Origin of the sequence: Microbacterium sp. Kw_RZR3, assembly GCF_029222405.1 — a bacterium.
Taxonomy (GTDB): Bacteria; Actinomycetota; Actinomycetes; order Actinomycetales; family Microbacteriaceae; genus Microbacterium.
This window is the reverse complement of sequence record NZ_JARHXC010000031.1, coordinates 1-13217: the sequence shown is the minus strand read 5'-3', so window position 1 is coordinate 13217 and position 13217 is coordinate 1. Positions and strand designations below refer to the sequence as shown.

13 protein-coding genes are annotated in these 13217 nt (G+C 68.5%); 11 read left to right on the top strand and 2 right to left on the bottom strand.

Translation table 11 applies throughout. The features are described 5' to 3' along the window. Complete coding sequence (locus P2P98_RS01150) at positions 1-753, top strand: SDR family NAD(P)-dependent oxidoreductase (protein ID WP_275796379.1); 753 nt, start codon at positions 1-3, stop codon at positions 751-753. A gap of 6 nt (positions 754-759) precedes the next feature. On the opposite strand, the gene P2P98_RS01145 is transcribed toward P2P98_RS01150, so the two are convergent. Further along, the gene (locus P2P98_RS01145) at positions 760-1296 is read right to left on the bottom strand and encodes an NUDIX hydrolase (RefSeq protein ID WP_275796377.1); all 537 of its coding nucleotides are present in this window, start codon (positions 1294-1296) and stop codon (positions 760-762) included. Between the two features lie 83 nt (positions 1297-1379). Here P2P98_RS01145 and dapA point away from each other — a divergent pair, with 83 nt between their 5' ends. The 10 genes from dapA (at position 1380) to P2P98_RS01095 (ending at position 11528) form a co-directional block, all read left to right on the top strand. Further along, positions 1380-2357, top strand: a complete 978-nt coding sequence (dapA, locus tag P2P98_RS01140) for a 4-hydroxy-tetrahydrodipicolinate synthase (RefSeq protein ID WP_275796375.1) — start codon at positions 1380-1382, stop codon at positions 2355-2357. 107 nt (positions 2358-2464) lie between these two features. Further along, the gene (locus tag P2P98_RS01135) at positions 2465-4141 is read left to right on the top strand and encodes a ribonuclease J (protein ID WP_275796373.1); all 1677 of its coding nucleotides are present in this window, start codon (positions 2465-2467) and stop codon (positions 4139-4141) included. Between the two features lie 62 nt (positions 4142-4203). Beyond that, positions 4204-4695, top strand: coding sequence for a GNAT family N-acetyltransferase (locus P2P98_RS01130; protein ID WP_275796371.1), 492 nt, complete (start codon positions 4204-4206; stop codon positions 4693-4695). Between the two features lie 50 nt (positions 4696-4745). Next, on the top strand, positions 4746-7478 hold the full coding sequence (locus tag P2P98_RS01125) for a DNA translocase FtsK (protein WP_275796369.1): 2733 nt from the start codon (positions 4746-4748) through the stop codon (positions 7476-7478). Next, positions 7478-8065 carry a CDP-diacylglycerol--glycerol-3-phosphate 3-phosphatidyltransferase gene (pgsA, locus tag P2P98_RS01120; RefSeq protein ID WP_275796367.1) on the top strand — a complete coding sequence of 196 codons (588 nt, stop codon included), beginning with the start codon at positions 7478-7480 and terminating at the stop codon, positions 8063-8065. Before P2P98_RS01125 ends, pgsA begins: the two co-directional genes overlap by 1 nt. Continuing rightward, the gene (locus P2P98_RS01115) at positions 8062-8589 is read left to right on the top strand and encodes a nicotinamide-nucleotide amidohydrolase family protein (RefSeq protein WP_275796365.1); all 528 of its coding nucleotides are present in this window, start codon (positions 8062-8064) and stop codon (positions 8587-8589) included. The genes pgsA and P2P98_RS01115 overlap by 4 nt, the downstream gene beginning before the upstream one ends. 151 nt (positions 8590-8740) lie before the next feature. Further along, a complete protein-coding gene (locus P2P98_RS01110; RefSeq protein WP_058594918.1) occupies positions 8741-9049 on the top strand; it encodes a helix-turn-helix transcriptional regulator in 309 nt (102 codons plus the stop codon). Between the two features lie 18 nt (positions 9050-9067). Next, positions 9068-9292 carry a DUF3046 domain-containing protein gene (locus P2P98_RS01105; protein WP_275796363.1) on the top strand — a complete coding sequence of 75 codons (225 nt, stop codon included), beginning with the start codon at positions 9068-9070 and terminating at the stop codon, positions 9290-9292. Positions 9293-9615: 323 nt separating this feature from the next. Then, positions 9616-10671, top strand: a complete 1056-nt coding sequence (gene recA, locus P2P98_RS01100) for a recombinase RecA (RefSeq protein WP_058594916.1) — start codon at positions 9616-9618, stop codon at positions 10669-10671. Continuing rightward, positions 10671-11528 carry a regulatory protein RecX gene (locus P2P98_RS01095; RefSeq protein ID WP_275796360.1) on the top strand — a complete coding sequence of 286 codons (858 nt, stop codon included), beginning with the start codon at positions 10671-10673 and terminating at the stop codon, positions 11526-11528. The genes recA and P2P98_RS01095 overlap by 1 nt, the downstream gene beginning before the upstream one ends. Before the next feature lie 227 nt (positions 11529-11755). On the opposite strand, the gene P2P98_RS01090 is transcribed toward P2P98_RS01095, so the two are convergent. Further along, on the bottom strand, positions 11756-13217 hold a 1462-nt coding region (locus tag P2P98_RS01090; protein ID WP_275796358.1), incomplete at its 5' end, for a helix-turn-helix transcriptional regulator.

Below are 13217 nucleotides of genomic sequence, written 5' to 3'. Positions count from 1 at the left end.
ATGCCCACCGCCCTCATCACGGGAGCAAGCTCCGGACTCGGGGCGGAGTTCGCCCGCCAGCTCGCGGGGCGCGGAGCGGACCTGGTTCTCGTGGCGCGTGACCGGACGGCTCTGGAGGGGCTCTCGGCCGAGATCAGGGGCCGTCTCGACGTCCGCGTCGAGGTTCTCGTCGCGGACCTCCTCGAGGCCGACGCGCTCGCCGCCGTCGAGGACCGCCTGGCCGACGGCGTCGACGTGCTCGTCAACAACGCGGGTTTCGGCCTCGACCTCGCCTTCGAGAAGAACCCCGTCGATGACGAGGTGCGACATCTGCGGCTTCACGTCGAGGCTGCGCTGCGTCTCACGCACGCAGCTCTCGGCCCCATGCTGGCGCGGGGGAGCGGGCGTATCGTCAACGTCGCGTCGGTCGCCGGTTTCGTACCGCGCGGAACCTACGGCGCGGTGAAGGGGTGGCTCATCTCGTTCAGCCGGTGGGCGAACGTCGTGTACGGACCGCGGGGCGTCACGGTCACCGCCGTGTGCCCGGGCTTCGTCCACACGAACTTCCACGAGCGACTCGGCCTACCGCCGGGACAGGAAGGGGTCGCCCCGGGCCTCTGGCTCGATGCCGAGACGGTCGTGCGCGAGGGCTTGCGAGACGCGGCCCGCGGTGGCGCGGTGTCGATTCCCTCCTGGCGCTACAAAGTCATCGTCGCGGCGTCACGACTGCTGCCCGATTCGGTGGTCGTGCGCGCGGCGGCGCGAGGCCGCTGAGTACCGCTAGCGGAATCGCCCCAGCCGGATTCCGGCGAAAGCGAGCGCCGCGATGGTCTCGCCGTCGGTGATCTCGCCGTCGGCGACGAGCGTCAGCGCCTCCGCGAAAGGAACCCATCGCACCGCGTCGATGCCTTCCTCGTGCTGCGAGGCAGCGGCATCCGTCATCGAGAGCCCCCGCGCGAGGTAGACGTGCTCGGGCGCGTCCGCGATGCCGTTGAGCGCGTTCATCCGCCCCAGGTGCTGCCAGTCGGATGCCACGACCCCGGTCTCTTCGAGCAGCTCGCGCTGAGCGGCGACGAGGGGATCCTCTCCGTCGGACCCTCCCGCCGGGACCTCGATCGAACGGCCCGTCGTGTAGCGCTCGAGCTCCACCAGGCAGACGCGTTCCTCGTCGTCGAGCGCGATGACGAAGACGGCGGGGTGCTGCATCCGGACGACGCCGTAGATGCCGTCGCCGTGCGGGCCGGTGACCTGGTCTTCGCGCACGTGGATCCAGGGGTTCTCGTAGACGGTGCGGGTCGCGCGGGTGGTCCAGCTCATTCCGCCACCCTAGGCTCCGGGGCCGTCACGTATTGTTCACCAGTGCCACGAGGTGGACCCCGTCGAACCGATACCCTGGGAGCATGACGCACTCCGGCAATCCCTTCGGTCAGGTGCTCGTCGCGCTCATCACCCCGATGACCGCCGACGGCGAAGTCGATTGGCCCGCCACCGAGAAGCACATCGACGACGTCATCAGCGCGGGAGCCGACGGCATCGTCGTCACCGGCACCACGGGTGAGACCTCGACCCTCACCGACCCCGAGAAGCTGCGTCTGGTGGAGGTCGGCAAGAGCGTCTCGGCCGGACGCGCCAAGATCATCACGGGCGGCGGCTCGAACGAGACCGCGCACGCGATCGAGCTCTACAAAGCGAGCGAGAAGGCCGGCGCCGACGGCATCATGATCGTCACGCCGTACTACAACAAGCCCACGCAGGCCGGCATCCTGACGCACTTCCGCCTCGTCGCCGACGCGACCGATCTGCCGGTCATCCTCTACGACATCCCCGGCCGCACGGGTGTGCCCATCAAGTACGAGACGATCCTCCGTCTCGCCAAGCACCCGAACATCCTCGCCATCAAAGACGCCAAGGGCGACTTCAGCGAGGTCAGCCGGGTCCTGAACCAGACCGACCTCATGTACTTCTCCGGCGACGACGCGAACGTGCTCCCGCACCTCTCGATCGGTGCGAGCGGCCTCATCGGTGTGACGGCGAACATCACCGCCACGCCCTACCGGACGATCGTGGATGCCGTGAACGCGGGCGATCTCGCGTCGGCCACCGCCGCGCACCAGAGCCTCGAACCGCTCGTCCGCGCCGTGATGACGCACGTTCCCGGCACGGTAGCGGCGAAGTACATCCTGCACGGCCTCGGCCGCATCGGCAGCCCGCGCGTGCGCCTTCCCCTCGTCGGCCCCGAAGAGTGGGAAGCCGCCGTCATCGAAGACGAACTGGCCCTCGTGAAGAACGTGGCCGGCGCCGACTTCTCCAACTTCCGCCCTGACCGCAACGCGGCCGCCGGCGGTGCCCTGCCGAAGGTGCACGGCACGACGCGATAGACATCGGCGTCCGCCGATCCGCGGCTGGGGACGTGACAAGAAGGATGCCGCCGGCCGGCATCCGAAAAGAAGAGGGATGCCACGCGGTGGCATCCGAGGAGGCACATATGCCCACGACCGTTTACGATCCGCCGGAGCTCGCCCCCGGCACACTCCGCGTCTTCCCGCTCGGCGGACTCGGCGAGGTCGGACGCAACATGACGGTGTTCGAGTACGAGGGCAAACTCCTCGTCGTGGACTGCGGCGTGCTGTTCCCCGAGGAGCACCAGCCCGGCGTCGACCTGATCCTGCCGGACTTCGAGCCCATCAAGCACCGACTCGACGACATCGTCGGCGTCGTGCTCACGCACGGCCACGAAGACCACATCGGCGCGGTCCCGTACCTGCTGAAGTTGAAGGCCGACATCCCCCTCATCGGCTCGGGACTCACGCTCGCCCTGATCGAGGCGAAGCTCAAGGAGCACCGCATCCGGCCGTTCACGCTGACGGTGGAGGAGGGCCAGCGCGAACAGGTGGGTCCCTTCGACCTCGAGTTCATCGCGGTGAACCACTCGATCCCGGATGCCTTGGCCGTCGCGATCCGCACGCCCGCGGGCCTCGCGCTGGCCACCGGCGACTTCAAGATGGACCAGCTGCCGCTCGACGGCCGCATCACCGACCTGCGCGCGTTTGCCCGCCTCGGCGAAGAGGGCGTCGATCTCTTCCTGGTCGACTCCACGAACGCCGACGTGCCCGGCTTCACCCCGACGGAGCGGGGCATCGGCCCCGTGCTCGACCAGGTGATCGCCAAGGCGCCTCGCCGCGTGGTCGTGGCGAGCTTCTCCAGCCACGTGCACCGCGTGCAGCAGGTGCTTGACGCCGCGCACGCCAACGGTCGTCGCGTCGCGCTGCTCGGGCGCAGCATGGTGCGCAACATGGGCATCGCCGCCGATCTCGGCTACCTGAACGTCCCCGACGGCGTGCTCATCGACTACAAGAAGGCTCGCGACCTTCCCGACGACAGAATCGTCTACATGTCGACCGGTTCGCAGGGCGAGCCGATGGCGGTGCTCAGCCGCATGGCCAACCTCGACCACGCGATCGAGCCGGGCGAGGGCGACACGATCATCCTGGCATCCAGCCAGATCCCCGGAAACGAGAACGCGATCTACCGCGTGATCGACGGCCTCACCAAGCTCGGTGCGACCGTGGTGCACAAGGGCAACGCCAAGGTGCACGTGTCGGGTCACGCCGCCGCGGGCGAGCTGCTGTACTGCTACAACATCCTCCAGCCCAAGAACGTGCTGCCCGTGCACGGCGAGTACCGGCATCTGATGGCCAACGCGAAGCTGGCCCAGGAGACCGGGATCCCCGAACAGAACACGATCCTCGGTGAGAACGGGACAGTCGTCGACCTGCGCGACGGCGTCGCGACGGTCGTCGGTCAGCTCGACATCGGTTTCGTCTACGTGGACGGGTCGTCGGTGGGTGCCATCACGGATGCCGATCTCAAGGACCGTCGCATCCTCGGTGAAGAGGGCTTCATCTCGGTGATCGTGGTCGTCGACTCGGCAACCGGCAAGATCGTGTCCGGACCCGACATCCACGCGCGTGGCGTCGCCGAGAACGACTCGGTCTTCGAGAGCGTCAAGCCCAAGATCGCGGCGGCCCTCACCGAGGCCGCGCAGTCCGGCGTGCGTGACAACCACGCCCTGTCGCAGGTCGTGCGCCGTACCATCGGGCGTTGGGTGAATCAGTCGTTGCGTCGGCGCCCCATGATCGTGCCGCTGATCATCGAGGCCTGATCCCCTCCGGAGCGTCACGGGTTCGCCCGTGGCGCTCCGTCGTTCCCCGCTATCATGCGGGCATGCCCGCTCTCCCGATCCGCGCGGCGCTCCCATCCGACGGCGCCTTCCTCGCCGACATGACGGTCGAGGCTGCGACCTGGCGCGCCGGCGCGGTGCGCCCGCGTCACGAGATCCTGAGCAGCGCCGAGTACCGCCGATACATCGCGGGATGGCTGCGACCCGGCGACGCCGGTTTCGTCGCCGAATCGCCGGGAGGCGAACCCATCGGAGCCGCGTGGTACCGCATGCTGCCGCGCGACGAGCCCGGCTTCGGCTGGGTCGGAACCGGTGTACCTGAGCTCATCATCGGCGTGCGGCCGGTCTGGCGCGCGCACGGGGTCGGACGCGCTCTCCTTCAGCGGCTCGTCGACCACGCGCGGGCGCAGGGGTACGCCCGTATCAGCCTCAGCGTCGAGCGCGACAACTACGCCGTCTCGCTGTATCGGTCCGAGGGATTCGCCGTGGTGCGCAAAGGAATCGGGCGTGACGTCATGGTGAAGCGACTGCGCTGAAGCCCGCGTCGGTACGCCCGAATGTCGGTGGTCCCGCCTACCGTGGAACCATGGCTCGTACCTCGTCCCCCTCCGGCGGTCGCGCCCCCGCGAAGGGGACGCCGCGATCCAAAGCCGCGGCGCCCGCGGCCAAGCGCTCGGCGCCCGCGCCAAAGCGCTATGTCGATGAGCCCGAGAAGCCGTCCATCGTCGTGCGCGCCTGGATGGCGGTCGCCCACGGCGTGGGAGGGATGTTCCGGGCCTTCGGCTTCGAGAACCTCGAGCGCGATCAGCGGCGCGACGGTTTCCCGTTCTTCCTGGTGGTGCTCGCTGCGCTCGGCGCGGTGGTCGAGTGGTTCTTCATCGGTACGGATGCGGCAGCTCTCATCAGCGCCTACAGCTTCGGCATGCTCTTCGGACGAGTTGCTTTTGTGCTTCCCGTTCTGTTGTTGCTGCTCGCGGGCTGGCTGTTTCGGCATCCCTCATCGGTCCATGACAACGGCCGCGTAGGAATAGGATTCGGGCTCTTCGTCATCGTTCTCGCCGGGTTCTGCCACGTCGCGGGCGGGCGTCCCGCGCCAAGCAACGGCGGGCCGCCTGTCCTGAGCCCCGCGGGCGGCATTGCCGGGTGGATCGTGGGTGAACCCCTCGCACTGCTCCTAACGGAAGTTGGGGCATTCATCGCGCTGTCGCTGCTCGCGGTGTTGAGTGTGTTGATCCTGACCAAGACGCCGCCGAACCGCATCGGACGCCGCCTCGGCGAGCTTTACGCCTGGCTGTTCGGAGCAGAGCGGGCAGAACTCGAGGCGCGCGACGGTACGGCCACGACAAAGGCGCTCCCCGCTGATGACTCCGACGACGAGCCGGTCGAGAAGTCACTGCCCTGGTGGCGTCGGAACAAGTCCGGTCGCGAAGAAGACGTCGACGGGTCCCTTGGCTCCGACGACCTCACCGAGCTGCTCACCCCGGGAACGCCGCAAGGGGGCTTCGAATCGCCCGTCGTCGCTCCGGAGCAGGTCACCGCGCCCGTACGTCCGCCGTCGCCGCCTGTCCCCACCCCCGACGCCCTGACGGAGGTCTTTGACGCCGCCACTCTGGCGAAGGCGGCGAGTGGCCGCGGTCTTCACGACGATTCGCCCGTCGACGATCTCCCCGACGACGACATGCCCGGCATCTCGGGACTCGGGGGCGACAACGCCGGTGCTCCACCGTCGGCCAACTACCGGCTGCCTGCCGTCACCGCCCTTGCCACGGGCACACCCCCCAAGGCCCGTTCCGCTGCCAATGACGCCGTCGTGAAGGCGATCGAGAGCGTCATGGAGCAGTTCAAGGTCGACGCGCGGGTGACCGGCTTCTCGCGTGGTCCGACCGTGACGCAGTACGAGATCGAGGTCGGTCCGGGTGTCAAGGTCGAACGCATCACGGCGCTGACCAACAACATCGCCTACGCGGTCGCCTCCAACGAGGTGCGCATCCTCGCGCCGATCCCCGGCAAGAGCGCGATCGGTGTCGAGATTCCCAACGCGGATCGCGAGATCGTGACGCTCGGCGACATCCTGCGCTCCGATGCGGCGACCTCGTCGACGCACCCGATGACGATCGGCGTCGGCAAGGACGTCGGTGGTGGCTTCGTCGTCGCGAACCTCGCGAAGATGCCCCACCTTCTCGTCGCGGGGTCCACCGGCTCGGGAAAGTCGAGCTTCGTCAACTCGATGATCACGAGCCTGCTCATGCGGGCGAAGCCGTCGGACGTGCGCATGGTGCTCATCGACCCGAAGCGCGTGGAGCTCACCTCCTATGCCGGTGTTCCGCACCTCATCACCCCGATCATCACGAACCCCAAGAAGGCCGCCGAGGCTCTCCAATGGGTCGTGAAAGAGATGGACATGCGGTACGACGACCTCGCGTCGTTCGGATTCCGCCACATCGACGACTTCAACAAGGCGGTCGTCGCCGGCGAGATCCAGCTGCCCGCGGGGAGCGAGCGCGTTCTCAAGCCCTACCCCTACCTGCTGGTCGTCGTCGACGAGCTCGCGGACCTCATGATGGTCGCGCCGCGCGACGTCGAGGATTCGATCGTCCGCATCACTCAGCTCGCCCGAGCCAGTGGCATCCACCTCGTCCTGGCGACCCAGCGTCCTTCCGTCGACGTCGTGACGGGTCTGATCAAGGCCAACGTCCCCTCGCGACTCGCGTTCGCGGTGACCAGCGTCACCGACTCCCGCGTCATCCTCGATCAGCCCGGCGCGGATCGTCTCATCGGCCAGGGCGACGGGCTCTTCCTGCCGATGGGGGCGTCGAAGGCGCTGCGCGTGCAGGGGGCATGGGTCAGTGAACAGGAGATCGAGAAGGTCGTCGCTCACGTCACCCAGCAGGCGCGCCCGGAGTATCGCTCCGATGTCCAGGCTGCGGCCGAGAAGAAGGAGATCGATGCCGACATCGGCGACGACCTCGAACTCCTGCTCGCGGCGGCTGAACTCGTCGTCTCGACCCAGTTCGGCTCGACGTCGATGCTCCAGCGAAAGCTCCGCGTCGGATTCGCGAAAGCGGGCCGGCTGATGGACCTTCTCGAATCGCGCGAGATCGTCGGGCCGTCCGAAGGATCGAAGGCTCGGGACGTTCTCGTGACGAATGAGCAGCTCCCCGCGGTTCTCGCGCGTCTGCGAGGCGACGAGGCTCCCGAGCCCGCGGCATCCGACGATCGCTACGGATCCGACCCGATCGAAGCCCAGTTCGAGGGTGTTCCGGTGGCCGACGACGATGAGGGGTCGGAAGACGCCTGGCAGCTGACGGGTCGCGACTGATGGCCGTTCACCCGCAGCTGCCGAACGCGATCACGATCGCGCGCATCCTGTGCGCACCGGTCTTCCTGTGGATGCTCCTCGCCGACGGCGGGGCGGGCGGGGCGCTGCGCTGGGCGGCCGGCATCGTCTTCATCGTCGCGATCGCCACGGATGGGATCGACGGCTACATCGCCCGCAAGTACGACATCGTCAGCGACCTCGGCAAGCTCCTCGACCCGATCGCCGACAAGGCGCTCACGGGCGTGGCGTTCGTGGGACTCTCGATCCTCGGAGAGCTGGACTGGTGGGTCACCATCGTCGTCCTCGTCCGCGAGGTGGGAATCACCGTCTACCGGTTCATGGTGGTCAGCGACCACGTGCTCGCCGCCGCGTGGATGGGCAAGCTCAAGACCGTTGCGCAGGCCGTCGCGCTCTCGATCGCTCTCCTACCCTTCGCCGGCCTCTCGGATGCCGCGGCCTGGCGCTCCACCGTGTGGTGGGCCGGAGTGGTGACGATGACGGTCGCGGTGATCCTCACGATCGCCTCCGGGATCGACTACGTCGTGACGGAGGTTCGAGCAGCGCGCACAGCACGGAGGTCGCGATGAGCCACGGCATCCCCGAGGACTTCGACGAGACGCTGATCACAGATCCGCGGGGAAGCGCTGCGTTGCTGCTCGAGCGCCTCGCCGAGCTCGGCTGGACCATCGCGGTCGCGGAGTCGCTCACGGGTGGGCTCGTCGTGTCGTCACTCGTCGACGTCCCCGGGGCGTCGCGTGTGGTACGCGGGGGAGTCGTGGCGTACGCGACTGACGTGAAGCAGAGCGTTCTCGGGGTCGATGCGGCGCTTCTCGACGCGCACGGCGCCGTGCATCCTCGCGTCGCCCGGCAGATGGCGCGCGGCGTCCGAGACGTTCTGGGGCGCGACGGGGTGCCCGCCGACGTCGGAGTGGCGACGACCGGAGTAGCGGGTCCTGAGACGCAGGACGGTCACGTGGTGGGCACGGTGCACATCGGCGTCTCGACCCCGCTGGGGACCAGCGTCGACTCCCTCGTCATCGCGGGGGATCGGGATCGGATCCGTCGAGAAGCCGCCCGAATCGCGGTGCGGCGTACGCTCGCGGCCCTCTGACCGCGCCGAGCGGGAACAAATGATGACAGAGATGGGTTTTGATCAGCGATTCCCATCCACTGCCCAGCGCGCGGCATTAGGGTGACCACATGGTGTTGTACGGTTGTCCACTCCGGACAGCGTCGGAATCAGCAGTGAGGAGGGGCCCGAAATGATCCTGGTTCGTCAAGAGATCGGCGAAGTCCTGCGTGACCTCCGCCAGCAGAAGGGGCGTACCCTCCGCCAGGTCGCCAGCCGCGCGAGCGTGGCTCTCGGCTACCTCAGTGAGGTGGAGCGCGGCCAGAAAGAAGCGTCGAGCGAGATCCTCGCGTCGGTCGCCGAGGCGCTCGACGTTCCCATTTCGTCGATCATGCGCGAGGTCGGCGACCGCCTTTCGGTGCTCGAGGGGCTCCAGACCTTCCCCGACATCGTTCCCGACGACCTCGTCGCCGAGGTCGAGCCCGAACTCTCGTTGCGCTGATCGGTCCCAGCCGACCGCATGCGTCGTAGCGAATTCGACCGTGCCGTCGCCGATGAGTTCGGCGCGCGCGGTGGCTCTTTGATGACCGACCTCGTGCTGTCGGCGGTCGGTGGCCGAACACCTGCGGAGGCGCTCGCAGCGGGCGTCGACCCGCGCGAGGTGTGGCTCGCCCTTTGCGCCGAGACGGATGTGCCGCCCGAGCGGAGATACGGCGTGGGGCGGCTCGACCCCCGTCGCCGCTAGGGGTACACATCGGGCACAGCTCTCTCGCGGGCGCACCTGCCGCGAAAGTGCAGCCGCTTCCGTCGGCGGTCGCGGTTTCGGTACTCGCGTTCGATGTTGCGGCGTGTCATCGAATTTTCGTTCGATAGGAGCGTAGGCTCCTTCACATCGGAGTGATCGGCCGATCCATCCCCATCGAGGGGTTCTCTCGACACCAATGTCGGAGGCCCTCTCTAACGTGGACGACGTCGAACGACACTCTGAACGCCTTGTCGGGCATCCTCACCGTCGGTGCGGAGCGCGACAGCCTATAGGCGACGGAACGCGAGCAGAAAGAAGACGTCATGCCCTCACCCGCAGAGCGCGAAAAGGCCCTCGAGTCGGCCCTTGCGCAGATCGACCGGCAGTTCGGAAAGGGCTCGGTCATGCGACTGGGCAGCGACGACCGCGCCCCGATCGAGACCATCCCCACCGGTTCGGTCGCCCTCGACGTGGCCCTCGGCATCGGCGGTCTTCCCCGCGGCCGCATCATCGAGATCTACGGACCCGAGTCGTCCGGTAAGACCACCCTCACCCTTCATGCCATCGCCAACGCGCAGCGCGCCGGCGGTATCGCCGCGTTCATCGACGCCGAGCACGCTCTCGACCCCGAGTACGCGAAGAAGCTCGGTGTCGACATCGACGCCCTGCTCGTGTCGCAGCCCGACACCGGTGAGCAGGCGCTCGAGATCGCCGACATGCTGATCCGGTCGGGCGCGATCGACCTCGTCGTGATCGACTCGGTCGCCGCTCTCGTGCCGGAGGCCGAGATCAAGGGTGAGATGGGTGACTCGCACGTCGGTCTGCAGGCGCGCCTGATGTCGCAGGCGCTGCGCAAGCTGACCGGTGGACTCAACACGACCAAGACCACGGCCATCTTCATCAACCAGCTGCGCGAGAAGATCGGTGTCTTCTTCGGTTCCCCCGAGACGACGGCCGGAGGTAAGGCGCTCAAGTTCTACGCGTCGGTGCGACTCGACATCCGCCGTATCGAGACGCTGAAGGACGGCACGGAAGCTGTGGGTAACCGTACGCGCGTCAAGGTTGTGAAGAACAAGATGGCCCCCCCCTTCAAGCAGGCGGAATTCGACATCCTGTACGGCGTGGGGATCTCGCGCGAGGGCAGCCTGATCGACTTCGGTGTCGAGCACGGCATCGTGAAGAAGTCGGGTGCCTGGTACACCTACGAGGGCGAGCAGCTCGGCCAGGGCAAAGAGAACGCGCGCAACTTCCTCATCAAGAATGCCGACGTCGCGGCCGAGATCGAGTCGAAGATCAAGAACAAGCTCGGCATCGGTGGTGCCCCGGCGGCGTCGGCCGAGCCCGCGGCCGACGAGCTCGCGGCCCGCCGCCCGGCCTGATGGTCGACGGTCAGCGCCCGGGTCGCCGCGGCGGACTCTCGTCCGTCGACGGTGGCCCGGGCCCGACGACCGGTGGCCCCGGCGCGGACGGCGCGGCCTACGCGCCCGGCGGTCTCGGTGCCCCCGAGGATCACGGGGACGAGTCTCTCGCGCCCGTGATCCCGCTCTTCGGTGGCAGCCGTTCATCCGCTCACCCGGCGGGAGGTCACGCGAGTTGCAGCTCCGCTCCCGCGCGGGACACCGACTCGCGATTCGGTCTCGGTCTCGCGGGCCATCCGGTCGAGCCCGACGTCGACCGTGTCGACAGCGGAGGACGCGACGATCCGCAAGGCGACGACGTACGCGAACGTGCAGAGGCGCTCCTCCTGCGCAAGCTGCGATCTCGGTCACTGTCGATCTCGGAGGCCCGGACCGCCGTCCGTGAAGTGCCGGGCGCCGACGAGGTCGTGATCACTGAGCTGATCGAGCGTTTCATCGACCTCGGCTACCTCAACGACGCGGTGTTCGCCGAACAGCTCGTGCTCTCGGCTGTCGAGCGTCGAGGCGAGGGCCGTCGGGCGGTGGCGACCACGCTGATGAAGCGCGGAATCCCTCGTGACATCGCGGACGCTGCCATCGCGGAGATGCCCGATGACGACGCGGAGCGCGCTCTCGATTTCGCGCGGAGCAAGGCACGAAGCGTCGGCGGCAAAGACGATGATGCTGCGCTCCGTCGGCTGGCGGGCCAGCTCGCGCGCCGAGGCTACCCGTCATCGGTAGCGCTGAGTGCTGCGCGTCAAGCGCTGCGCGAGGTGGGTGTGGGGCGTTCGCGCCCGTCCCGACCGACCGCGGGGGTCCGCTTCACCCCTGACGAGTAAGCCGACTCCGCGGCGGCGTCTCGCCCCACACTCGCCCGGCAACGGGGAGCCGAGAAGAGGGGTCGGGAGGTGCAGTCGTGACGTGGAGCCGGGTCGCGGGGCCGGACGTGGAGCCGGGACGAGGGACCGGACGTGGGGTCGGGACGTGAAGTCGTGACGTGGAGCCGAGACGCGGAGCCGCGACGGACGCGGCGATCGTTCGGGTCCTCGAGAGGTCGAGCGCCGTCTCACGCGCGGGACTGCTGGTTCTCCCACTGCGCCACGAGACGCCCGAGCTCGCCGCGGGTGGCGGCGCCGATCTTCGTCCGTGCCTGGTACACGTGCGATTCGATTGTTCGCACCGACAGGTAGAGGATCGCGGCGATCTCGCGGTTCGTGTGTCCCTGCTCGACGAGCAGAGCGATCTCGCGCTCCCGCCGCGTCAGGTCGCGAAGCGGCGAGGGGTCCGCGGACAGCGCCGGGATGGGGAACCTCGAGATCGTCCCGAGCACCGTGCCGTGGCCGCCTTCCTCCGCGGACCAGAAGGGGTGCAGGCGCAGCCCTTCCGCGACGTCGTGCACCTCGCCGTGCTCCCACGCCTCGAGCCGACGGGTCAGGTCGGTGGCGAGGGGGAGATCGGTCGTTTGCAGAAGCGTGCGAAGCTCGGCGGTCTCCGACGTCGCGATGTCACCCAGCACGAGCAGTCGGAACAGATCGCGCATCCGGACAGGGGGCACCTCGCGCTCGGCCGACAAAGCGGCGGCGATTCGCGCGGTGGCTCGTGCCTCATCCGCGCGACCTTCGGCCATGAGCACCGTGGTCTCCACAGCCGCGCGAGCGTGACGGACGTGCAGCTTGTCGCCCGTCTCGATCCGCGACAGCAGCACGCGTGCCTCAGTGACGCGACCGCTTGCGGCGAGGGCCTCGGCGAGACCGAGCTCAGCCAGGTCGGCGTCGGGTCCGGAGAGCGAGCCTGCCGACTTGGAGCGCACGGCCTCCCATTCGCGCAGGGCGTCGGCCGGTCGTCCGAGGTTGGTGTGGGAAATGGATGCCGCGATACCGGCGAGGAGAAGGGCGACGACGTCGTGTTCCCGCGCGGCCGCCGTCCTCTCGCCGCTGAGTCGCGCGGAGACCGGACCGCCGTCGGCACCGGCGAGCTGGTAGCTCGCGAGCATGACGAGGATCGCGCTGAGACGGTGGGTCGCGCTCACGTCCGAAGGCCGCTGGCGTGCGTCGAGAACGCGCAAGACGTCGTCGAAGTGCTCTCGCGCGCGACTCCACCGACCGCGGAACGTCTCCGCCATGCCGGCGCTCAGAAGCGCGCGCAGGTGGGTGGCGCTCCGTTCGGGCGACAGCGCGAGGGCCTTCTCGGCGGAGTGCGCGGCGCGAGACCATTCGAAGTCCGCCCCGGCGCGCGCCGAATCGTCGAGGTGCCGTTCGATCTCGGCATCCGCATCGCCCTTCGTCGCGGCGTACAGCGGCAACGCGAGTCCCCGGTCCGCGACGACGGTTCGGAGGCGCGCGAGACGTCTCCGGCCCTCCTCGTCGAGATCGCCGGGATCGATGTCGTCGATCGCGTCGGCGTCTGTTCCCGTTCCGAGCAGGGCGACGGCGAAGGCGGCCTCCAAGCGCAGCTCGGGGGAGTCGAGCGATCGGAGTCCTCGTGCCGCGTGCGCGGCGGCGTGTGCGGCGTCACCGCGATCGTTCGCT